Origin of the sequence: Pseudomonas sp. FW300-N2A2, from assembly GCF_017351735.1 — a bacterium.
In the GTDB taxonomy this organism is placed as follows: domain Bacteria; phylum Pseudomonadota; class Gammaproteobacteria; order Pseudomonadales; family Pseudomonadaceae; genus Aquipseudomonas; species Aquipseudomonas migulae.
Window position 1 is genome coordinate 282,022 of the sequence record NZ_JACNDU010000004.1, and the last position, 20,030, is coordinate 302,051.

Genomic DNA, 20,030 nt, shown 5'->3' on the forward strand with positions numbered 1-20,030 from the left:
TTGGTCGCGATAGCTATACTCAAGTGCATCGCCTGTCCCCCGGAGTCCCACCATGCTCAAAGCAGCCATCGTCCTGATGCTGATTGCCACGGTTGTCAGCCTGTTCAGCGGCCTGTTTTTTCTGGTCAAGGACGACAGCAGCTCGAACCGCCTCGTCATTGCCTTGAGTGTCCGTGTTGCCCTGGCCGCTGTTACCGTCGGCTTGATCGCCTGGGGTTTTTTCAGCGGCCAGTTAGTCTCTACTGCGCCTTGGTAACTTGTAGGAGCCAGCTTGCTGGCTCCTACAACACGTAGACGAAAATGAACAACCCGATCCACACGACATCCACGAAGTGCCAATACCAGCTCGCTGCCTCGAATCCGAATTGGTGCTCGTTATCGAAGTGTCCGCGCAGGATTCGCATCAGCATCACAAACAAAATGATGGTGCCAATGGTTACGTGGGCGCCGTGGAATCCGGTGAGCATGAAGAACGTCGCGCCATAGATGCCCGAACCCAGGGTCAGGCCCAGTTCGTGATAGGCGTGGATGTACTCTTCGGCCTGGAAGCCGAGGAACGCGCAGCCCAGCAACACGGTGATCGCCAGCCAGATTTTCAACGCACCGCGATGGCCCTTTCTCAAGGCGTGGTGGGCGATGGTTATCGTGACGCTGGAACTCACCAGCAACACGGTATTGAGCAACGGCAGGCCCCAGGGGCTGATGACTTCCTTCGGGGGGACAAAGAGTTTGGAGTCCGGGTTGTTCAGCAGCGGCCAGGTCCACTGGAAGGCAGGCCACAGCATGTGGGCGAGGCCTTTGGTGCCTTCGCCACCCAAGGCGGGGCCGGACACATGGCGCACATAAAACAGCGCGCCGAAAAAGGCGATGAAGAACATCACCTCCGAGAAAATGAACCAGCTCATGCCCCAGCGGAACGAGCGATCCATCTGCGCGCTGTACAAACCGCTGCGACTTTCCTTGATCACCGTGCCAAACCAGCCGAACAGCATGTACGCCAGCAGCAGGCCACCGACGAAAAAGATCAGCGGGCCGTGGGATTCCGGCCGCGCCGCTTTCAGATCGTTGAACCAGGTGGCCAGGCCATACACGGTGATGAACATCCCGACCGTGGCGATGATCGGCCATTTGCTTTGGGCCGGTACGTAATAGTGCTCATGAGTTGCCATTTATTGTTCTCCTTATCGGGCACGCTCAGCCGCCAGTATTTACAGCCACCGGTGGATGTCGGGCGGTGATATCGAACAGCGTGTAGGACAGCGTCAGGTGCTTCACTTCCTTGGGCATGTCGCGGTCAACGATGAAACGTACCGGCATCTCGATCCGTTGACCGGGCTGCAGCACTTGCTGGGTAAAGCAGAAACATTCGGTCTTGTGGAAATACGCCGCCGCGTTGCTCGGCGCGATGCTCGGCACCGCTTGCGCGCTCATCGGCCGGTCGGTCGGGTTGTGGGCGATGAAGATCATCTCGTTGACCGCCCCTGGGTTGGCCGTCAACTCATCGCTCTTGGGGTAGAAATCCCAGGACATGTCAGCAGAGTTGGTCGACAGGAACTGCACGCGGACTTGCCGCGAGGTATCGACGGTTTGTTCGCCTTCGTATTGCCCGGCGGTCTTGCCGTTGATGCCGAACGCCTTGCACATCACGTCGTAGATCGGCACCAGGGCAAAGCCGAAGACAAACATCGCCACCACCACCAGCAACAGGCGGGTGACCAGTTTTTTCATCGAAACAGAATCAGCCATGGTTTCCAACCTCCGCACAAAACCCTGTAGGAGCTGGCTTGCCAGCGATGGCGGTGTGTCTGGCACACCGCGTGGAATTCATCGCCAGCAAGCTGGCTCCTACAAGGGTGATGTTCATTTCACTTCCGGCGGCGTGGTGAACGTGTGATACGGCGCCGGTGACGGGATGCTCCACTCCAGGCCTTCCGCGCCATCCCACGGTTTGGCCGGTGCTGGCGGGCCGCCACGGATGGTCTTGATCACGATGAACAGGAAGAAAATCTGCGTGGCGCCGAACATGAACGCGCCGATCGAAGACACCATGTTGAAGTCGGCGAATTGCAGGTTGTAGTCCGGAATCCGCCGCGGCATTCCTGCCAGCCCCACGAAGTGCATCGGGAAGAAGGCCATGTTCATGCCGATGAACGACAGCCAGAAGTGCAGCTTGCCGAGGGTTTCGTCGTACATGTGGCCGGTCCATTTCGGCATCCAGTAGTAGGCCGACGCGAAGATCCCGAAGATCGCCCCCGGCACCAGTACGTAGTGGAAGTGTGCGACCACGAAGTAGGTGTCCTGGTACTGGAAGTCCGCCGGGGCGATGGCCAGCATCAACCCGGAGAAGCCGCCGATGGAGAACAGGATCACGAACGCCACGGCAAACAGCATCGGTGTCTCGAAGGTCAGCGAGCCTTGCCACATGGTGCTGGCCCAGTTGAACACCTTCACCCCCGTCGGCACGGCGATCAGCAGCGTGGCGTACATGAAGAACAGCTCGCCCACCAGCGGAATGCCCACCACGAACATGTGGTGTGCCCAGACGATAAAGGACAGGAACGCAATAGATGCCGTGGCATAGACCATCGAGGTGTAGCCGAACAGCGGCTTGCGCGAGAACGCCGGGATGATCGAGCTGACGGCACCGAAGGCCGGCAGGATCATGATGTACACCTCGGGGTGACCGAAGAACCAGAACACATGCTGGAACAACACCGGATCACCGCCACCGGCAGCACTGAAGAAGCTGGTGCCGAAGTGGATGTCCATCAGCATCATCGTCACGCAACCGGCCAGTACCGGCATCACCGCGATCAGCAGGAACGCGGTGATCAGCCAGGTCCAGACGAACAGCGGCATTTTCATCAACGTCATGCCGGGGGCGCGCAGGTTGAGGATGGTGGCGATCACGTTGATCGCACCCATGATCGAACTGATCCCCATCAAGTGGATGGCGAAGATGAAGAACGTCACGCTTTCCGGCGCATAGGTCGTGGATAGCGGCGCGTAGAACGTCCAGCCGAAGTTCGGCCCGCCACCGGGGGTGAACAGGGTCGACACCAACAGCAGGAACGCCGCCGGCAACAGCCAGAAGCTGAAGTTGTTCATCCGTGGCAGCGCCATGTCTGGCGCGCCGATCATCAGCGGGACCATCCAGTTGGCGAGGCCGACGAAGGCCGGCATCACCGCACCGAAGACCATCACCAGACCGTGCATGGTGGTCATCTGGTTGAAGAATTCCGGCTGGACGATCTGCAATCCCGGCTGGAACAGTTCGGCGCGAATTACCATCGCGAACGAACCGCCCAATAGGAACATGGAGAATGCGAACCACAGGTACAGCGTGCCGATATCCTTGTGGTTGGTGGTCAGCACCCAGCGCATCAGGCCTTTGGCAGGGCCATGGGCGTGCTCGGTATGGGTATGGACAGGGTCATCGATGACAGCCGTCATTTCATGTCTCCTGCAAACAGAGAGGCTGGGCGGGCCGGGGCGCAGTGCCCCGGCCGGTTGCTGGTGTACGCAATAGACCGGGTCATTTGCTTTCCGCCTGTTTCAGCTCCAGCACTTCTTTAGGCGTGACCATGTCGCCCTTGTTGTTGCCCCAGGCGTTACGTTCGTAGGTCACGACCGCTGCGATATCGACTTCCGACAGCTGCTTGCCGAACGCCGCCATGGCGGTGCCAGGCTTGCCGTGGAAGACAATGCCCAAGTGATCCTTGATCGGTCCGGTGGCGATTTTCGAGCCCTTGAGCGCCGGGAACATCGGCGGCAGGCCCTGGCCTTCGGCCTGGTGACAGGCCACGCAAGTGGTGTGATAGACCTTGTCGCCGCGCTCCTTGAGCTCGTCGAGGGTCCATTCCTTGCTGGTCAGTTCTTTGAGTTGCGCAGCTTCTGCCTTGCGCTCGCCCAGCCATTTTTCGTAATCGGCCTTTTCCTTGACCTCGACCACGATCGGCATGAAGCCGTGGTCCTTGCCGCACAACTCGGCGCACTGGCCACGATAGAGACCGGGCTTGTCGACGCGGGTCCAGGCTTCGTTGACGAACCCCGGGATCGCATCGCGCTTGACCGCGAAGGCTGGCACCCACCAGGAGTGGATGACGTCGGCAGAGGTCACCAGGAAGCGCACCTTGGCGCCGATCGGCAGCACCAGCGGCTTGTCGACCTCGAGCAAGTAGTGCTCGCCCTTGGCTTCCTTGTTGTGGATCTGGTCGGCGGGAGTGGCCAGGTTGCTGAAGAACTCGACGTCCTGGCCCAGGTATTTGTAGTGCCACTTCCACTGATAGCCGGTGACCTGGATATCGATATCCGGCTCACTGGCGTCGTACATCTTGATCAGGGTCGCTGTCGCCGGTACCGCCATGGCCACCAAAATGATGAAGGGCACGATGGTCCAGAGGATTTCGACGGTAGTGCTTTCATGAAACTTGGCGGCCACCTGCCCGGTCGAGCGGCGGTGGAGGATCATCGACCAGAACATGGCGCCGAAGACGATGATGCCGATCACTACACAGATCCAGAAAATGGTCATGTGCAGGTCAAATACTGCGTGACTGATTTCAGTCGCTCCCGGCGCCATATTCACAGTCCAGGCCGCTTGTGCCTGACTGAAAATCGACCACAACAGGAGGCCCATCCAGACGTGTGGATGTCGCATCATTGCGGGTTCCCCTTATCGTTCTTGTTATCCCGCCGGCTTTCACCTGCGGCAAGGGAGCGGCATTTTCAGACTACGAACTTGAATCGCCGGGTCTTGCTGCGTGTGCAGTCGGACGTCATCAGCTAACTCCATTCCAACCCGAGTATAGACAGCGACTGCTACCTCGCAATGTGAGGGCGTAAATCATCTGAAACAGCTGGGACTTGCGTTCTAGGTCACGAATGGAGAAGGATGCAGAGGAGTGGTGGCACATCGATATAACTTTGACGTCTCAAGGATGAAATATTTATGACAAATGCGTCTTAGCAGATTTTGGATGCCAGCTAAGTTATGTCTTCCCTATTTCATTGCCTTTGTTTCCTGGAGTTTTCATGAACACCGCCGCATTGCGCGAGCAGATCCAAAAAGCCCAACAACATGAAGCCGAGACCGGCCTGCTGACACGTCAGCTGGAAAGCAAACTGCCTCATCTACACCCATCGATCCAACTGCCGGAGGCGGATGCCAATGGCGTGCTGACGCGTTTTGTAGCCGCCTATATCGATGAAGTTCCTGATCTGCTGGATGCAGCCAATGAAGTCGCCAAGGAAGCGGGTATCGAGTCACAGATCAAACCGGTGCTGAAAATTGCCGAGCAATACTTCCTTCAGCCGCCAGAAATCATGGCAGGGCACGTCGGACTGGACAGCCTGCTGGACGAGGCCTATCTGGCGCATCGGTTTGTCGAAGAGGTCAACGACCTGTACATCAAGCATTTTGGCCAGCCACTGATCCCCTTGGACATGACTGTCGCCAACCTGATCGCTCACCAACTGATCGGTGAGGAATTTGCCAACCAACTGGATGAAGTGGTGCACCACGCGGTGGATAACATGCTCGACGATGAAAGCTTTGCGCTGGAGTCGGTCGAAGCCTACCGCGCGAAGCTCAGCAGCCCGGATACCGGCGCTGCGTGGAAACGCTGGCCATGCATGTCGCGCCGGCTGGGCGTAGGTCTCGAACTGGACCAACCCGCCGCATAACCCCAATGCTCCCTGTAGGAGCGAGGCTTGCCCGCGAAGGCGTCTTTGAATACGCCAAAAGCTTCGCGGGCAAGCCTCGCTCCTACAGGGGTGTTTTAGGCGGTGGAGCCTACTCCGGCGGTGGTTCGCAACCGCCCTTCCAGCCTGCGCTTCAACCCCCGCGCCTCAATCAGCAGCGTCGAACCCTTGGCCGCATTGGCCCGCCCCCATTCCTCAAGCAATTCCAGGCACGAATGATCGATGTAGCTCAGGTTATTGAGTGGCACATGCACCGTCGCGCCGGCGGGGATGGTCCCCAGCACCTGAGTCAGTGCCGGCACCTTGAGAAAGGTCGCCGCCCCGATCAGTCGCAATTCCATCTCACCGTCCTTGGGCAGATCGATCAGGCTGATTTTCAACCGTGAGGCCTTCCACGCCAGTTTCGCCAGTGTCAGACCGAAGCCGATCAGCACGCCCGTCAACAGATCGGTAAAGATGATCGCCAGCGCTGTCGCCGCGTAAGTGAACATCGGCATCCGGCCGTATCGGCCCAGGCTGCGAAAGGCTTTCAGGTCCACCAATTTGAAACCTGTGTAAACCAACACACCCGCCAGGCTCGCCACGGGAATGCTTTGCAGTACGCTCGACAGCAGCAACACGAACGCCAGCAGCCACAGGCCATGGAATATCGTCGACATTCGGGTGGTGGCGCCGGCCTGCACGTTGGCCGAACTGCGCACGATCACGCCGGTCATCGGCAGCGCACCGAGCAGGCCGCAGAGCATGTTGCCCACACCCTGAGCCGACAATTCCCGGTCAAAGTCCGAGCGTTGACCGCTGTGCATGCGGTCTACCGCTGCGGCCGACAGCAGGGTTTCGGCACTGGCGATGAAGGCCACGGCGAAGGCGGCGATCAGCAAGGTCGGGTCGGCCAGGTTGAGCAAGTCTTCGGGTTTCAGCCAGTCGATGGCTTCCGCCAGATTGGCCGGGACTTCCACCCGTTTGACCTGCAAGGCGAGCATCAGGCTGGCGACCGTCGCCAGACCTACGCCCAGTAGCGCTCCCGGAATGAAGCGCAGGGAATGTGGGCGGAGTTTTTCCCACAGCCACATCACCGCTATGGTTGCGAGCCCGAGCAAACCGGCTTGCCATCCAAAAGAAGGCAAGGCTTGAGCCACGGCAGCGGGGAAGGCGGCCAGGTTATCCAGCCCGGAAGGTTTCGGCACCGAGTCGAGCATCACATGCACCTGTGACAACACGATCAACACGCCAATCCCGGCCAGCATGCCGTAGACCACCGCCGGCGCCGTTACTCGAAACCAGCAGCCCAGCTTCAAGCGCCCGGCCACCAGTTGCAGGAAACCCGCCAGTAGCAGGATCGGCCCAAGCATGGCGATGCCGTGCTGGCGCACCAGTTCGAATACCAGAACGGCCAACCCGGCCGCCGGGCCACTGACTTGCAGTGGCGAACCGGCAAGCCAGCCCACCACCAGGCCGCCAACGATCCCGGTGATCAGGCCTTTGGCGGGTGGCAGGCCCGAGGCGATGGCGATGCCCATGCACAAGGGCAGGGCGACCAGAAACACGACCACTGAAGCGAGCAGCTCCCGTGGCAGAACAGCTTTGAGTTGCGCTGCACGCATGGTGATTCTCCCGAAGTTTTCTTCAGGCATGGCAAGGCCGGACCGCTGAAACAGCGGCCGGGGTCAAACCACACAGATTTTTAGGAAGATTTAGAAGCGCGCTTTGGGCGTCGCCACTGGAATCGGATGGCTGCCATCGAGCGGCAGGAAACGACCCTGATCGGCGTCATAAGCTTTGATGGCGCTGGTCTCGATGTCGTAGACCCAGCCATGGATGAACAGATGACCGTTCGCCATGCGCGAGGCTACCGAGGGATGCGTACGCAAGTGTTGCAATTGGGCGATGACATTCTCTTCGGTGAGGATGTGCATGGTCTCGTTTTCGTCGGTGCAGTTGCAGTTGTCGTGCACCATGGTTTTCGCGACTTCCGCATGCCGCAGCCAGGCTTTGACCGTGGGCATCTTTTCCAGGCTGTCGGGATTGAGCACCGCACGCATCGCGCCACAATCGGAGTGGCCGCAGATGATGATGTGTTGCACGCCCAGCGCCAGCACCGCGTACTCGATGGCCGTGGATACGCCACCGTTCATCTGGCCGTAAGGCGGTACGACGTTGCCGACGTTACGGGTCACGAACAGATCGCCAGGCGAACTGTGGGTGATCAGTTCGGGCACGATGCGTGAGTCGGCGCAGGTAATGAACATCGCCCTTGGCTGTTGAGCCGTGGCGAGTTTTTTGAAGAGCTCTTCCTGCTGCGGAAAGATCTCATGATGAAAATGCAAAAAGCCGTCAACAATATGCTTCAACGCTGCATCGGCGGTTTCTGCCTCGGTTTGGGCTGAAGCCGACGCAGCCAACGGCTGTTTATCCTTGTCACTCATGAATTCATCCTCATTGGCGGAGTCAGGGAATTTTCCCGTTTTGTCCGGTGTGAAGCCAGTGGCTGTATAAAAAACATCCAGGTCGTAAATCTCGACCCGTCAGTCACTCGATGAACAAGGTAGCGGCCGAATCTTAACTGAAACTGAATGAACCGCTCTAGAACGTGTGTTCCAGATCACAAAAAACGTGACCAGCCTAAATGCGTCGCACGTTTTCCATTACTCACCATAGGCCAATTGTCCTTAAATCAGCGACATCTGGCGACCCGGCGGACAGAAGGCTTCGCAATCCAGATTGAATCCTTCCCGCTGATTGAGCCCCAGGCGTTTGATGGTTTTGGCAAAGCGTTGCGCCAGCAGGTCGGCAAATGGACCTTCGCCCCGCATCCGGCTGCCAAACCGACTGTCGTAGAGCTCGCCACCACGACTCTGGCGGATCAGGCTCAACACATGGGCCGCCCGCTGAGGATAGTGGGCCGCCAGCCATTCTTCGAACAGCGGCGCCACCTCCAGTGGCAGGCGCAGCATCATGTAGGCCGCACTTTGTGCGCCGGCCGCCTGTGCCTCGGTCAACAGGCTTTCGAGCTCGCTGTCGTTGATCATCGGAATCATCGGCGAACACAGCACCCCCACCGGAATCCCGGCTTCACGCATCACCCGGATCGCCCGGAGACGGGCCTTGGGCGCTGCGGCACGCGGTTCGAGGATGCGTTTGAGTTCATCGTCCAGCGTGGTGAGGCTGATCATCACCGCCACCAGCCTTTGCTCGGCGAGTTCGGCCAGCAGGTCCAGGTCGCGAAGAATCAGTGAGCCCTTGGTGATGATGGTCACCGGGTGACGGTAACGCAGCAGCACCTCCAGGGTTTTGCGGGTGATTTTGTGTTCGCGTTCGATCGGTTGATAAGGATCCGTGTTGGAGCCCAGGTTGATTGGCGCACATTGATAGCCGCGTTTGGACAGCTGTTCTTCCAGCACATCGGCGGCGTTGGTCTTGGCGATCAATCGGGTTTCGAAATCCAGCCCCGGCGACATGTCCCAATAGGCGTGGCTGGGCCGTGCGTAGCAATAAATGCAGCCATGCTCGCAACCGCGATACGGATTGATCGAGCGATCGAAGGGCAAGTCTGGCGAGTTGTTGCGGGTGATGATGGTTTTAGCGGTCTCGATGCGCACCTCGGTGCCCTGGGTCATCGGCGCCTCCTGATACCAGCCATCGTCCTCCGCCACCGAGCGGTTTGGCGCGAAGCGGTTGTGCGGGTTGGTGGCGGTGCCGCGACCGCGGGGTGGCAAGGGAGTGCTCATCGGACAATACTCGTAGCTGTATGTGCATACAGTATCGAAGGTTGAGCAAACCGGCCAGTGCCGTTTGGCGCCCTGGCAAAGCAGGATGAGCATTTATTGTGTAATTGATTGACAAGTACAACTTGGCGCAACGCCGGGAAACAAATATCGAATAGCCCCGATGCTAACTTGATAAGTAGTATTCGCTTTGCACGAAGTTCCGTGTATTTACTTATTAAATGGAATTAATAAATGTCGTTATTCAATCAGCGCGGTATCTTTTTACAATTGCTGGCGCCGAGTATTGCCAACCCGCGGGAAGCGCAGGTATCGATGCAACTGGCTCGCAAGGAGCTGGGGTGGGACGCCGTGAATGAGCTGTCGACCGAGGCCTTGGTGGATTCAGCCTACGTGACGGCGGTCTCCAGTGATGGTGGCCGGTCCTTCACTATCAAAGTAGTCAATAGCGATGTGGACGGTGACGGCGATATCGACAGTGATGACAAGGAGAAACTGTTGGCCTTGGCGAAAGCGTATTCCAGTATCGTCAATCCTTAAGCCTGTTATTTAACTAAACCTGTGTGAGATTCATACAGGCTTAGTTGCAATGGGGCATGAAACTACCGTCGTCCATGGTTGATCAATCGTATATAAATGGATGATTCACGATTCTTTGACAGACGGCTCACAGGTCTTTGACTGATCAGGGCTCAATCTGGCGTCGTCATCCCGCCTCTTTGCATACGGTCGCCGAGCATGTCCCTACGTCTTATCCCTGCGATGTGTCTGTCGCTGGTCGCATTCCTCAATCTGACGCTCGCCCACGCTGACGATGCGGTCGCACCCCGTCCTGCGGAGTGGGCTCAATCGGTCGAGGTGCAGTACAACCTCTTCCAGATGTCTCCAACGCTCTACCGCAGTGCATTGCCTGACCGCGGAGCCGTCCCGTTGCTGGAAAAACTCAAGGTCGCCACCGTGATCAACTTCCTGCCCGAGTCGGATTCAAGCTGGCTGGCCACGCCCGGTATAGACCAGGTGCAGTTGCCCTATCGCACCAACCACGTGGATGACGCGGATGTGCTCAAGGCCCTTCGCACCATTCAGGCCGCCGAAGCCAAGGGCCCGGTGTTGATGCACTGCAAGCATGGTTCGGACCGGACCGGCCTGATGGCCGCCATGTACCGGGTGGTGGTGCAAGGCTGGAGCAAGGAAGACGCCCTGAACGAGATGACTCAAGGTGGCTTTGGCGACAGCACCCACTTCAAGGACGGTATTCGTTACATGATGCAGGCGGATGCCGAGAAGCTGCGCACGGCGCTGGCCAATGGGGAATGCAGTACAAGCCCGTTCGCGGCCTGCTCGATGAAGAGCTGGTTCAAGTCGGCCCACGTCGAGTAACAGCACCTCCCACAGCATTGCGCTGCGGGAGGTCATTGCTGCACTCAGTGTTCGTCAGGCTTTTTCTTCAGCTTCGGGTTCGGGAAAAACTGCACGGCCTGAACCTTGGCGTCCGGCGCCTTCAGCGCTGACGTGTTGACCCGTGTGCCCAATTCCTTGGGCACGGACAGGCCTTGTTCATTCAACGTGTCGGAATAACCGCAGCCCACGCACTCGCGATGCGGGACATCGTCTTCGCTCCACATCATCAATTTGTCCGGCTCGCTGCAGGCCGGGCAGACCGCCCCGGCGATAAAGCGTTTTTTCGTCTTCACAGGTCCCTCGCTCATGCTGCTGCGTCCTCACTCAGGCCGCTGTGGCGCAAGAGTGCGTCAATCGACGGGGCACGGCCACGGAAGTCGACGAACAGCACCATCGGCTCCTGCGAACCACCGCGCGCGAGGATCGCTTCGCGGAAGGCGCGACCGGTTTCGGCGTTGAGCACGCCGTCCTCTTCGAACTTCGAGAAGGCGTCTGCCGAGAGTACTTCAGCCCATTTGTAGCTGTAGTAACCCGCCGCATAACCGCCAGCGAAGATGTGCGCAAAGCTGTTCGGGAAGCGGTTGTAAGCCGGCGGGCGCATGACCGAGACCTCGTCGCGTATGCCTTCGAGCACTTGCAGCACGCTGCGGCCATCGCCGTGGGTGGCGTGCAGTTCGAAGTCGAACAGCGAGAACTCGAGCTGACGCACCATCATCAGGCCGGACTGGAAGTTCTTCGCGGCGAGCATTTTGCCCAGCAGGTCCTGCGGCAGCGGTTCGCCGGTTTCGTAGTGACCGGAAATCAGCGCCAGGCCTTCCGGCTCCCAGCACCAGTTTTCCATGAACTGGCTTGGCAACTCGACCGCGTCCCACGCCACGCCGTTGATGCCGGATACGCCGGCGTGTTCGACGCGGGTCAGCAGGTGATGCAGGCCGTGACCGAATTCGTGGAACAGGGTGGTCACTTCGTCGTGGGTCAGCAGCGCCGGTTTGCCGCTGTCGGCCGGGGTGAAGTTGCACACCAGGTTGGCCACCGGGTTTTGCAGCACGCCCTCAGCCGTACGACGACGGTCGCGGGCGCCGTCCATCCACGCGCCGCCGCGCTTGTTGGCGCGGGCGTAGAGGTCAAAGAAGAAGCGGCCGACGTGCTGGCCGTTTTCCTTGATCTCGAACAGGCGAACGTCCGGGTGCCAGGTGTCGAAGCCTTTCTGTTCGGCGATCTCGATGCCGTACAGACGTTGAACGATGGCGAACAGACCGCCCAGCACTTTGTCGATCGGGAAGTAAGCGCGCAGGGCTTCCTGGGCAACGCTGTAACGTTGTTCGCGGAGCTTTTCACCGTAGAAACCGCTGTCCCAGCTTTGCAGGTCCGGGCAGCCTTGTTCGGCGGCGTAAGCCTTGAGCTGGTCCAGATCCTGAGCGGCGAACGGCTTGCTGCGCTTGGCCAGATCGCGCAGGAAACTCAGCACCTGATCGCTGGATTCGGCCATCTTGGTGGCCAGGCTCAGCTCCGAGAAACTGGCGAAACCCAGCAGCTTTGCCAGCTCCTGACGCAGGTCGAGGATTTCTTCCATCACCGGCCCGTTATCGTTCTGGCCGGCATTCGGGCCTTGGTCCGACGCACGGGTGCAGTAGGCGGCGTAGACTTCTTCGCGCAGGGCACGGTCCTGGGCGTAGGTCATCACCGCGTAGTAGCTCGGGAATTCCAGGGTGATCAGGAAGCCTTCCAGATCTTTGGCCTGCGCAGCCGCAGCCATTTGTGCCTTGGCCGAATCGGTCAGGCCGGCGAGGGCGGCTTCGTCGGTAACGTGCTTGGTCCAGGCTTGAGTCGCGTCGAGCAGTTGGTTGGAGAAGCGGCTGCCCAGTTCGGAGAGCTTGCTTTGTACTTCGGCGTAACGTTTCTGCTCGGCTTCTGGCAGGTCGATACCCGACAGGCGGAAGTCACGCAGGGAGTGTTCCAGGATAGTTTTCTGCGCGACGTCGAAACCGGCGGCTTCAGGGCTGTTGGCCAAGGCTTCGAAGGCCTCGAACAGTTCGCGGTTCTGGCCCAGCTCGGTGGAGTAGGCGCTGAGCGCTGGCAGGCAGGACTCGTAGGCTTCGCGCAATTCGGGGCTGTTGCACACGGCGTTCAGGTGACTGACCGGGCTCCAGGCAGCGCCAAGGCGATCGTTGAGTTCGTCCATCGCCAGCACCAGGCCGGCCCAGGTTGGTTGTTTACCCTGGGTTTTGAGGATCTCGATAATCGCGGCGCGGTTGTCAGCCAGGATCTGTTCAATGGCCGGTTGCACGTGTTCGGCCCGGATCGCCGAGAACGGCGGCAGGTCGTAGGACTGCAAAAGAGGGTTGTTCACGCTCACGTTTGGCACCTTGGCTGGAAGAAACATGCGGCCATCTTAATTACAATCGACGCTCACCGCAGCTATCGGCAACAGAGAGAAACCCTATCGTGACCCTTCGCAAGTATCAGAACCACACGCCGCTGCTGGGCAAAGGCGCTTTTGTCGACAGTTCGGCGGTGGTGATCGGCGACGTCGAAATCGGCGATGACAGCTCCGTTTGGCCGCTGACGGTGATCCGCGGCGACATGCACCGCATCCGCATCGGTGCGCGCACCAGCGTGCAGGACGGCTGTGTGCTGCACATCACCCACGCCGGGCCGTTCAACCCCGATGGCTTTCCGTTGCTGATCGGCGACGACGTGACCATCGCGCACAAAGTCATGCTTCATGGATGCAGCGTGGGCAACCGCGTATTGATCGGCATGGGCAGCATCGTCATGGACGGTGCGGTGGTCGCGGATGATGTGATCATCGGCGCCGGTAGCCTGGTGCCACCGGGCAAGCGCCTGGACAGTGGTTTTCTGTATGTGGGGAGTCCGGTGAAACAGATCCGCCCGCTGACGGACAAGGAAAAAGCCTTTTTCAGCTACAGCGCGGCGAATTACGTGAAGCTCAAGGACCTGCATCTGGCCGAAGGCTACGATCAGCTCTGACCCCGGCGCTCTTATTCAGGATTCAAAATGCATTACCAAACCGTTTTGTTCGACCTCGATGGCACCCTGACCGACCCGCGCGAGGGCATCACCCGTTCGATCCAGTTCGCCCTGAGCAAACTCGGCATCGAAGAACCCGACCTGACCAAGCTTGAACACTTCATCGGCCCGCCGTTGTTGCAGGCGTTCATGCAGTTCTACGACTTCGACGAGCCCAAGGCGTGGGAGGCGGTGAATTTTTACCGCGAGCGCTTCAAGGTCACCGGTCTGTACGAAAACCGCGTGTTCGATGGTGTCACGCCGCTGCTCGAAACCCTCGGCGGGCAAGGGCGTCAGCTGTACATCGCGACCTCCAAGCCGTGGATCTTCGCCCGGGAAATCGCCCGGCACTTCGACTTCGCCAAACACTTCAAGGTGATTTACGGCAGCGAGCTGGATGGCACGCGGACCAACAAAGTCGAGTTGATCGCCCACCTGATGGCGGAAGAAGGCCTGGACCCGGCCAACACCTTGATGATCGGCGACCGCAAACACGACCTGATCGGCGCACGCAGCAATGGGCTGGATGCGGCGGCGGTGGGTTATGGGTTTGGCAGTCGCGAAGAGCTGAGCGCGGAAGCGCCGACCTATCATTTTGAAACGCTGGATGAGATGCATCAGGCGTTTTTGCAGCGCTGATAAGTACGCCTTCGCGGGCAAGCCTCGCTCCTACGGATCTTCATCAGTGCTGTAGGAGCGAGGCTTGCCCGCGAAGGCGTCCGCCGATACACATCCGGATCAACTGTTCTCACTCAAAACCCTTCTTGTCGTTCTAGCCTGAAGAGGCGGGCCACGATCAAGGAGGATCATCATTGCCGGAGTTAAAACACGCTCACCGATTGCGCACAGGACGATATTCGGAGTCCGGACAGATTTACCTACTGACAGCGGTGCTTTTGAATCGAGAACCGTTGTTCCGCGACTTCTACAATGGGCGTTTGGTGGTTGATGCTTTTCGAACGGCAGAGTGAGAAGAGTTTGCGACGTCGCTAGCCTGGGTCGTCATGCCCGATCATTTCCATTGGTTGATCGAGCTAAAAAATACTCAGCTACCCAAGTTGATGGCTCGGACCAAATCACGCATTGCAGTGACGCTTAATCGTTCAGTTGGCCGCCAAGGTCCGGTTTGGCAACACGGTTATCATGATCGCGCCATTCGAAAGGAAGAGGACTTGCAGGCGGTTGCTCGCTACATCGTCGCTAACCCGTTGCGTGCGGGTTTGGTTGAGAAGGTAGGGAATTATCCACTGTGGGATGCAATCTGGTTGTGACCTTTAAGGGCCTCTTCGCGGGCAAGCCTCGCTCCTACAGATGTTCATCAGCCCTTGTAGGAGCGAGGCTTGCCCGCGAAGAGGCCTATTCAGTCACCGGAAATTTTCGATTCCGCCAAAGCCTTCAATGCCGCCTTGCGCTCAGTAACCTCCAAAGGACCAAGCTTCTCCACCGCCGCATAAAACTTCACCCAATCCCCACCCGCTTGCCGGAACAACGCCGCAAACGCCGGCACCCACTGGTCGTACAAACCAAACGGCAACAACCGCGCATTGTTCATCGGCGCGTTGATCCACGCGTCATAGCGTTTATCTCCAGCCCATTGGCTGTCGCGTATCTGCCGGTATTCCGCTCGTAGCCGCTCGAACTCAGCGGCTTTGCGTTGGCGCATCTGTTCGGCGGGTAGCGGCTGGGCATACAGCTGTTCAAGTCGCGAGCGCGTATCCAGAACCAGCTGAATGAACTGATCCCGTCGCTGCGCCTGGGCGCCGTTGTCCGGCGCCAACCCGCGATGGGCGCGCCACTGCCGAGTGCCTTCCTGTTCAACGAACGTGGCGAAAGACTCGTTGAACTCCGTGTCGTCCTTCACATAAAAGCGCTGATGCGCCAGTTCATGGAAGATCAGCGTTGCCAACCGTTCATCGCCCCAACCCATCATCGAACTGATAATCGGATCGTTGAACCAGCCGAGCGTCGAATAGGCCTCGACGCCGCCGATCGACACGTCCATACCTTGCAGTCGCAGCAACGCCGCCTCACCACGGGCCGCGCTCTGGTTGTAATAGCCGCGGTAGGCGACGCAACCGGCGACGGGAAAGCAGTGGTTTTGCGGCGTCAGGGAAAATTCCGGCGTGGCGAACACGTTCCAGACTACGAACGGTCGGCCAATGTCGGCGTACAAACGGTAGCTCTGGTTATCCGGCAGATGCAGCTGCTGGCTGGCAAACGCCCGGGCCTTTTGCGACTGGGCTAGATGCGCACGCAGCTTTTGATCGCGGGTGGGGTCGGCAATCACATCGGAAACCGGCTCCCGAGCCCGCAGCAATTGCAGCTGGCCACTGGCCAATTGGCTGTAATAGCTGACGCTGGCGCAACCGTTGAGCAACAAAAACAACACACCCGGAAACAAAACACGCAAAACGCGATCAAGTAACCCAAGGCTTGGAAGCGGCCTGATCAAAATAAAATCATCCCTGGAGAGTCTTCCCGCAAGACTATCCCGCCTGACTGGAGCTCCGCTATGCGCAAGATGATGCTGACGGGAGGCCTGTTGTTGCTGACAGGCTGTGCAGGATTCGGATTACCTCACCATGATCCGTCTCAAGCGTGGATCGATCTCGATACACCGCAGGAAGACACCGCACTGCAAGCGCTGGAAGTCGATGACAAGGCCTCCACCGACAAGCGCTACTTCGAGGTCCAGCCCGGCAGTCATGAATTGACGGTGCGATATCTGTTCCCGGTCGATCCGAGCAACATCGGGCCGGACGCCGAGCCACTATGGCGCGATTGCCAACTGAATGTGAAATTCAACAATTTCAACGCGGGTGAGAAATATCAGCTGCAAGCAGGGAATATCGGTTTTCGGCCGTGGGCCAAGCTCTATGACCAACAGCGAAAAGTGATAGGCCAAGGCACTCCGGCAGGCTGTCAACGGACCTGATCGGCGTTATGCTGAATGTCCAATCCTCGGGACATTCATCATGCGCAGGTTATTGCTATTGCTCGCGGCAAGCGCCTTTGCCGGTTGCCAGAGCCCGTTACCGGCGGTCAATCCTCAGATGGCCTGGGTCGAGTTTTCTACGCCATTCCCCAACGATAAGTTGCTGATGGCGGAACGACTGGACAAGCAGCGACTGCGCGACGGGCGTTTCTTCCAGGTGACGCCCGGCAGCCATGAGCTGGTCGTTCGATTCGACTTTGAAGTGCCCGGTGGCGGGGGCTTTGGTGTGATGAGCGGTCCCACGGAACGGTTGTGCTACTTGACCATCAACTACGATCATTTCGAAGCAGGCCAGCGTTATGTGCTGGAAGGCCGTTCGATAGCGTTCACTCCCGGCGCTCGTTTGTACAACGCCAAGCGGGAAATCGTCGCTGAAGACCGAGCGTCCTATTGCCTCATGTGAGGCGGATCAACTGTCGTTCTTCTGGTAAATGATGGCTTTGGTGCCGTTGTCGCAAGTGCCGACGACCATCGCGGCGTCATGCTGGGCGGCCTCTTCCTTTGACACGATTTCCAGCGTGTAGGAGGGCACGGCATTCGCCTGAATCTTCACTTCGATCTCATTCTTGAGTTCTTCGCAATCCTTGGGCGCAGCGAGTGCCGAAGTGGCCAGCACACTGCAGATAATCGCCAGGGCAAAACGTTTCATGGTTGAAGCTCCTTTGAGGCAGCACGCAGGTTGATGCGTTTTCACTGCTGTCATTTATTCGACCACAGGGACGCCAGCCGGGTTTTGTTTCAGCGCAAAAAAATCGCAGCCTGTCGAAGGCTGCGATTTTTTTTGCCCGATAAGACGGGTCTAGAGCAGCGTCGCATCCAGGCTGATTTTCGCATTCAGCACTTTGGACACCGGGCAGCCTTCTTTGGCTTTATTGCTCAGTTCCTCGAACTGCGCCTGGGTCGCCCCAGGGATTTTCGCCTTCAGGATCAACTTCACCGCAGTGATCGCAAACCCTCCGTCGACCTGGTCCAGCGTGACCTCGGCATTCGTATCGATGCTGTCAGCCTTGAGACCGGCGTCGCCGAGAATCATTGAAAAAGCCATGGAGAAACAACCGGCGTGGGCCGCGCCGATCAGCTCTTCCGGATTGGTGCCTTTACCGCCTTCGAAACGTGCCTTGAAGCCGTAGGGGGCTTCTCTGAGAACACCGGTTTCGGTGGAAATCGAGCCGATGCCGGTTTTCAGGTCGCCTTCCCAATGCGCCGATGCTTTCTTGGTAATAGCCATGTCTGCCTCCTCAAGATCCGGCGCGAAGCGTCGCGCCTTCGTGGTTTTCGGTTGCCAGGGTTCTGAGGATAGACGGCGGTGCAAAGTTCACCTGAATTCATTAGTCCTACCGTTTTCGTAGGTTTTTTTGTCTCGGCTATTGAAACTCGGGTATATGCCCTCATTGCATGAAGCACGCTTATGGATTCGGCAGGTTTTCGTTTGCAAGAAAAAACCTGCGACCTCAACTGGAGAAGCAGGTTTATGAAACGACTGTCCGATATCAAGTTCTCGACCCTTGATCTGGTGCCCGTGCGCGAGAACGGCAGCGCGGCCCAGTCGCTGCGCAATTCCCTGGACCTGGCGCAGCACGTCGAAAAATTTGGCTACAACCGCTTCTGGGTGGCCGAACACCACAACATGGACGGCATCGCCAGCTCCGCGACCTCGGTGTTGCTGGGCTATCTGGCCGGCGGCACGTCGACCATTCGGGTCGGTTCAGGTGGCGTGATGTTGCCCAACCACGCGCCATTGGTGATTGCCGAGCAGTTCGGCACCCTCGAAAGCCTGTATCCGGGCCGGATCGACCTGGGCCTGGGCCGCGCACCCGGTTCCGATCAGATGACTGCACGCGCCTTGCGTCGTGAGCGTTCCGGCAGTGCCGATGATTTCCCTGAAGATGTGGCGGAGCTGGTGCGCTACCTCGGTCCACGCACGCCAGACCAGCGAATCATCGCCATGCCGGGCACCGGCACCAACGTCCCGGTCTGGTTGTTGGGGTCGAGCCTGTTCAGTGCACAACTGGCAGGTGAGCGCGGTTTGCCCTACGCGTTCGCTTCCCATTTCGCACCGCGCTTCATGCATGAGGCGATTCGCGTCTATCGCAATCACTTCAAGCCTTCAGCGGTATTGGACAAGCCCTACGTGATGCTTGGCGTTCCGCTGGTAGCGGCTGACACCGACGAGCAGGCCGAGTATCTGGCGACATCGGTTTACCAGCGCATCCTCGCGTTGATGCGTGGGCAAAGCCTGGTCCAGCGTCCGCCGGTGAAAACCATGGATGGCCTGTGGCTGCCCCATGAGAAAGACGCGGTGCATGATTTCCTGGGACTGGCGATGGTGGGTAGCCCGCAGAAAATCCGCGCCAAGCTGGACGTATTGATCGAGCAGACCCAGGCAGACGAGCTGATTTTTACCTGCGACCTGTATGAACATGCCGATCGCGTGCATTCCTATGAGCTGCTAGCGCAAGTCATGAAGGGCTGACGCTTAAACAGCGCGCATAAAAAAGCCGACGCCATTGCGTCGGCTTTTTCGTTTAACGATGGAATCGGCCTACCGTTTGTAGACGATTTCCTTGGTGCCTTTCTCACAGGTGCCGACGACTTTTCCGCCAGCAGCGCTGCCCTTATCAACGATTTCCAGTGAGTAGCCAGAAACGCCTTTGGCATCCAGCTTCGCTGCGATTTCGGCTTTCAGCTCTTCGCATGGCTTGCCGTCAGCAAACGCCGCGCCCGCAAGGCTCAACAAACCTACCGCCAACATAAACTTCTTCATCGGTCGCATTCCCTGGTCGGATCAAAGGGAGCATCCAGCCATCAGCCGGATGCACTCATGTAGCGCTTTGCCATTCCCTATGGCACTCGGCCAGCGCGCAAGTTCAGAAGACTAGCTCAATCTTAGCTGCTGGCAATCCGGAACCCGACCTTGAGCGTCACCTGGAAGTGCGCTGCCTTGCCGTCCTTGATGTGCCCGCGGGTTTCGGTCACTTCGAACCATTCCATGTACTTGAGACTTTTACTGGCTTCGGCCAGCGCGTTGTTGATGGCGTCTTCAATGCTGCTGGTGGATGAGCCGACAAGTTCGACTTTCTTGTAAGTGTGATGGTCAGTCATGGGCGTTCTCCTCAGGGTGTGAAATACAGCCTAGCAGTGATTTTTCGTATTACTTCTGCCGGCCTTCAAGAGGC

23 protein-coding genes and 1 pseudogene are annotated in these 20,030 nt (G+C 58.5%); 10 read left to right on the plus strand and 14 right to left on the minus strand.

What is annotated here, in order from left to right:
• The first annotated feature begins 52 nt into the window (after window positions 1-52).
• The gene (locus J4E42_RS08975; RefSeq protein WP_008027692.1) at window positions 53-256 is read left to right on the plus strand and encodes a twin transmembrane helix small protein; all 204 of its coding nucleotides are present in this window, start codon (window positions 53-55) and stop codon (window positions 254-256) included.
• Between the two features lie 25 nt (window positions 257-281).
• On the opposite strand, the gene J4E42_RS08980 is transcribed toward J4E42_RS08975, so the two are convergent.
• From J4E42_RS08980 to coxB, 4 genes are all read right to left on the minus strand, one after another.
• Window positions 282-1,169: a cytochrome c oxidase subunit 3 gene (locus J4E42_RS08980; RefSeq protein WP_008027694.1), complete on the minus strand. Its 888-nt coding sequence runs from the start codon at window positions 1,167-1,169 to the stop codon at window positions 282-284.
• 25 nt (window positions 1,170-1,194) lie between these two features.
• Window positions 1,195-1,746 (minus strand): cytochrome c oxidase assembly protein, encoded by a 552-nt coding sequence (locus tag J4E42_RS08985; RefSeq protein ID WP_008027696.1) that lies wholly within the window; start codon window positions 1,744-1,746, stop codon window positions 1,195-1,197.
• Window positions 1,747-1,860: 114 nt separating this feature from the next.
• A complete protein-coding gene (ctaD, locus tag J4E42_RS08990) occupies window positions 1,861-3,453 on the minus strand; it encodes a cytochrome c oxidase subunit I (RefSeq protein WP_008044690.1) in 1,593 nt (530 codons plus the stop codon).
• 82 nt (window positions 3,454-3,535) lie between these two features.
• Window positions 3,536-4,663 carry a cytochrome c oxidase subunit II gene (gene coxB, locus J4E42_RS08995; RefSeq protein WP_008027701.1) on the minus strand — a complete coding sequence of 376 codons (1,128 nt, stop codon included), beginning with the start codon at window positions 4,661-4,663 and terminating at the stop codon, window positions 3,536-3,538.
• A 371-nt stretch (window positions 4,664-5,034) separates the two neighbouring features.
• Between coxB and J4E42_RS09000 the strand changes: the two genes are divergently transcribed.
• Window positions 5,035-5,685, plus strand: coding sequence for a hypothetical protein (locus J4E42_RS09000; protein ID WP_207285018.1), 651 nt, complete (start codon window positions 5,035-5,037; stop codon window positions 5,683-5,685).
• Window positions 5,686-5,780: 95 nt separating this feature from the next.
• Here the strand turns inward: J4E42_RS09000 and J4E42_RS09005 are convergent, their stop codons facing one another.
• The 3 genes from J4E42_RS09005 to J4E42_RS09015 form a co-directional block, all read right to left on the minus strand.
• Window positions 5,781-7,307 (minus strand): SulP family inorganic anion transporter, encoded by a 1,527-nt coding sequence (locus J4E42_RS09005; protein ID WP_207285019.1) that lies wholly within the window; start codon window positions 7,305-7,307, stop codon window positions 5,781-5,783.
• Window positions 7,308-7,397: 90 nt separating this feature from the next.
• Entirely contained in the window at window positions 7,398-8,129 is a 732-nt protein-coding gene (locus J4E42_RS09010) for a carbonic anhydrase (protein ID WP_008044681.1), read from the minus strand.
• 243 nt (window positions 8,130-8,372) lie between these two features.
• The gene (locus J4E42_RS09015; RefSeq protein WP_008027708.1) at window positions 8,373-9,431 is read right to left on the minus strand and encodes a PA0069 family radical SAM protein; all 1,059 of its coding nucleotides are present in this window, start codon (window positions 9,429-9,431) and stop codon (window positions 8,373-8,375) included.
• A 231-nt stretch (window positions 9,432-9,662) separates the two neighbouring features.
• On the opposite strand from J4E42_RS09015, the gene J4E42_RS09020 reads away from it, so the two are divergent.
• Together J4E42_RS09020 and J4E42_RS09025 are read left to right on the plus strand one after the other, a co-directional pair.
• Entirely contained in the window at window positions 9,663-9,968 is a 306-nt protein-coding gene (locus J4E42_RS09020) for a hypothetical protein (protein ID WP_207285020.1), read from the plus strand.
• A 198-nt stretch (window positions 9,969-10,166) separates the two neighbouring features.
• Entirely contained in the window at window positions 10,167-10,808 is a 642-nt protein-coding gene (locus tag J4E42_RS09025; RefSeq protein WP_008027710.1) for a dual specificity protein phosphatase family protein, read from the plus strand.
• Between the two features lie 44 nt (window positions 10,809-10,852).
• Here the strand turns inward: J4E42_RS09025 and J4E42_RS09030 are convergent, their stop codons facing one another.
• The gene (locus J4E42_RS09030; protein ID WP_008027712.1) at window positions 10,853-11,137 is read right to left on the minus strand and encodes a YheV family putative zinc ribbon protein; all 285 of its coding nucleotides are present in this window, start codon (window positions 11,135-11,137) and stop codon (window positions 10,853-10,855) included.
• Complete coding sequence (prlC, locus tag J4E42_RS09035) at window positions 11,134-13,212, minus strand: oligopeptidase A (protein ID WP_207285021.1); 2,079 nt, start codon at window positions 13,210-13,212, stop codon at window positions 11,134-11,136. Before prlC ends, J4E42_RS09030 begins: the two co-directional genes overlap by 4 nt.
• A gap of 62 nt (window positions 13,213-13,274) precedes the next feature.
• Between prlC and J4E42_RS09040 the strand changes: the two genes are divergently transcribed.
• The 3 genes and pseudogenes from J4E42_RS09040 to J4E42_RS09050 all read left to right on the plus strand — a co-directional run bounded on the left by J4E42_RS09040 (window position 13,275) and on the right by J4E42_RS09050 (window position 15,130).
• Window positions 13,275-13,820, plus strand: coding sequence for a gamma carbonic anhydrase family protein (locus tag J4E42_RS09040; protein WP_207285022.1), 546 nt, complete (start codon window positions 13,275-13,277; stop codon window positions 13,818-13,820).
• Between the two features lie 27 nt (window positions 13,821-13,847).
• Window positions 13,848-14,498 (plus strand): HAD family hydrolase, encoded by a 651-nt coding sequence (locus J4E42_RS09045; RefSeq protein WP_008044671.1) that lies wholly within the window; start codon window positions 13,848-13,850, stop codon window positions 14,496-14,498.
• Between the two features lie 173 nt (window positions 14,499-14,671).
• Window positions 14,672-15,130 (plus strand): annotated as a pseudogene (locus tag J4E42_RS09050) (REP-associated tyrosine transposase).
• Between the two features lie 89 nt (window positions 15,131-15,219).
• On the opposite strand, the gene J4E42_RS09055 reads toward J4E42_RS09050, so the two are convergent.
• Window positions 15,220-16,311 carry an aminopeptidase gene (locus J4E42_RS09055; RefSeq protein WP_207285023.1) on the minus strand — a complete coding sequence of 364 codons (1,092 nt, stop codon included), beginning with the start codon at window positions 16,309-16,311 and terminating at the stop codon, window positions 15,220-15,222.
• A 60-nt stretch (window positions 16,312-16,371) separates the two neighbouring features.
• Here J4E42_RS09055 and J4E42_RS09060 point away from each other — a divergent pair, with 60 nt between their 5' ends.
• Window positions 16,372-16,794 (plus strand): hypothetical protein, encoded by a 423-nt coding sequence (locus J4E42_RS09060; RefSeq protein ID WP_008027723.1) that lies wholly within the window; start codon window positions 16,372-16,374, stop codon window positions 16,792-16,794.
• 40 nt (window positions 16,795-16,834) lie between these two features.
• Window positions 16,835-17,257 carry a hypothetical protein gene (locus J4E42_RS09065; RefSeq protein WP_207285024.1) on the plus strand — a complete coding sequence of 141 codons (423 nt, stop codon included), beginning with the start codon at window positions 16,835-16,837 and terminating at the stop codon, window positions 17,255-17,257.
• Between the two features lie 6 nt (window positions 17,258-17,263).
• Here J4E42_RS09065 and J4E42_RS09070 read toward each other — a convergent pair whose 3' ends face one another.
• Window positions 17,264-17,503, minus strand: coding sequence for a DUF1161 domain-containing protein (locus J4E42_RS09070; RefSeq protein ID WP_008044665.1), 240 nt, complete (start codon window positions 17,501-17,503; stop codon window positions 17,264-17,266).
• A 150-nt stretch (window positions 17,504-17,653) separates the two neighbouring features.
• Window positions 17,654-18,082, minus strand: a complete 429-nt coding sequence (locus J4E42_RS09075) for an OsmC family protein (RefSeq protein WP_008044663.1) — start codon at window positions 18,080-18,082, stop codon at window positions 17,654-17,656.
• A gap of 243 nt (window positions 18,083-18,325) precedes the next feature.
• On the opposite strand from J4E42_RS09075, the gene J4E42_RS09080 reads away from it, so the two are divergent.
• Entirely contained in the window at window positions 18,326-19,327 is a 1,002-nt protein-coding gene (locus J4E42_RS09080; protein WP_008027732.1) for an LLM class flavin-dependent oxidoreductase, read from the plus strand.
• Window positions 19,328-19,396: 69 nt separating this feature from the next.
• Here J4E42_RS09080 and J4E42_RS09085 read toward each other — a convergent pair whose 3' ends face one another.
• Both J4E42_RS09085 and J4E42_RS09090 read right to left on the minus strand, forming a co-directional pair.
• Window positions 19,397-19,618 carry a DUF1161 domain-containing protein gene (locus J4E42_RS09085; RefSeq protein ID WP_207285025.1) on the minus strand — a complete coding sequence of 74 codons (222 nt, stop codon included), beginning with the start codon at window positions 19,616-19,618 and terminating at the stop codon, window positions 19,397-19,399.
• A gap of 122 nt (window positions 19,619-19,740) precedes the next feature.
• Entirely contained in the window at window positions 19,741-19,956 is a 216-nt protein-coding gene (locus tag J4E42_RS09090) for a dodecin (protein WP_008027736.1), read from the minus strand.
• Window positions 19,957-20,030: the final 74 nt, after the last annotated feature.

Excerpts from the sequence above, each read along its gene's own strand:
- J4E42_RS08975 (WP_008027692.1), top strand. The coding sequence starts at position 53 with ATGCTCAAAGCAGCCATCGTCCTGATGCTGATTGCCACGGTTGTCAGC.
- J4E42_RS08980 (WP_008027694.1), bottom strand. The coding sequence starts at position 1,169 with ATGGCAACTCATGAGCACTATTACGTACCGGCCCAAAGCAAATGGCCG.
- J4E42_RS08985 (WP_008027696.1), bottom strand. The coding sequence starts at position 1,746 with ATGGCTGATTCTGTTTCGATGAAAAAACTGGTCACCCGCCTGTTGCTG.
- ctaD (WP_008044690.1), bottom strand. The coding sequence starts at position 3,453 with ATGACGGCTGTCATCGATGACCCTGTCCATACCCATACCGAGCACGCC.
- coxB (WP_008027701.1), bottom strand. The coding sequence starts at position 4,663 with ATGATGCGACATCCACACGTCTGGATGGGCCTCCTGTTGTGGTCGATT.
- J4E42_RS09000 (WP_207285018.1), top strand. The coding sequence starts at position 5,035 with ATGAACACCGCCGCATTGCGCGAGCAGATCCAAAAAGCCCAACAACAT.
- J4E42_RS09005 (WP_207285019.1), bottom strand. The coding sequence starts at position 7,307 with ATGCGTGCAGCGCAACTCAAAGCTGTTCTGCCACGGGAGCTGCTCGCT.
- J4E42_RS09010 (WP_008044681.1), bottom strand. The coding sequence starts at position 8,129 with ATGAGTGACAAGGATAAACAGCCGTTGGCTGCGTCGGCTTCAGCCCAA.
- J4E42_RS09015 (WP_008027708.1), bottom strand. The coding sequence starts at position 9,431 with ATGAGCACTCCCTTGCCACCCCGCGGTCGCGGCACCGCCACCAACCCG.
- J4E42_RS09020 (WP_207285020.1), top strand. The coding sequence starts at position 9,663 with ATGTCGTTATTCAATCAGCGCGGTATCTTTTTACAATTGCTGGCGCCG.
- J4E42_RS09025 (WP_008027710.1), top strand. The coding sequence starts at position 10,167 with ATGTCCCTACGTCTTATCCCTGCGATGTGTCTGTCGCTGGTCGCATTC.
- J4E42_RS09030 (WP_008027712.1), bottom strand. The coding sequence starts at position 11,137 with ATGAGCGAGGGACCTGTGAAGACGAAAAAACGCTTTATCGCCGGGGCG.
- prlC (WP_207285021.1), bottom strand. The coding sequence starts at position 13,212 with ATGTTTCTTCCAGCCAAGGTGCCAAACGTGAGCGTGAACAACCCTCTT.
- J4E42_RS09045 (WP_008044671.1), top strand. The coding sequence starts at position 13,848 with ATGCATTACCAAACCGTTTTGTTCGACCTCGATGGCACCCTGACCGAC.
- J4E42_RS09060 (WP_008027723.1), top strand. The coding sequence starts at position 16,372 with ATGCGCAAGATGATGCTGACGGGAGGCCTGTTGTTGCTGACAGGCTGT.
- J4E42_RS09065 (WP_207285024.1), top strand. The coding sequence starts at position 16,835 with ATGCGCAGGTTATTGCTATTGCTCGCGGCAAGCGCCTTTGCCGGTTGC.
- J4E42_RS09070 (WP_008044665.1), bottom strand. The coding sequence starts at position 17,503 with ATGAAACGTTTTGCCCTGGCGATTATCTGCAGTGTGCTGGCCACTTCG.
- J4E42_RS09075 (WP_008044663.1), bottom strand. The coding sequence starts at position 18,082 with ATGGCTATTACCAAGAAAGCATCGGCGCATTGGGAAGGCGACCTGAAA.
- J4E42_RS09080 (WP_008027732.1), top strand. The coding sequence starts at position 18,326 with ATGAAACGACTGTCCGATATCAAGTTCTCGACCCTTGATCTGGTGCCC.
- J4E42_RS09085 (WP_207285025.1), bottom strand. The coding sequence starts at position 19,618 with ATGAAGAAGTTTATGTTGGCGGTAGGTTTGTTGAGCCTTGCGGGCGCG.
- J4E42_RS09090 (WP_008027736.1), bottom strand. The coding sequence starts at position 19,956 with ATGACTGACCATCACACTTACAAGAAAGTCGAACTTGTCGGCTCATCC.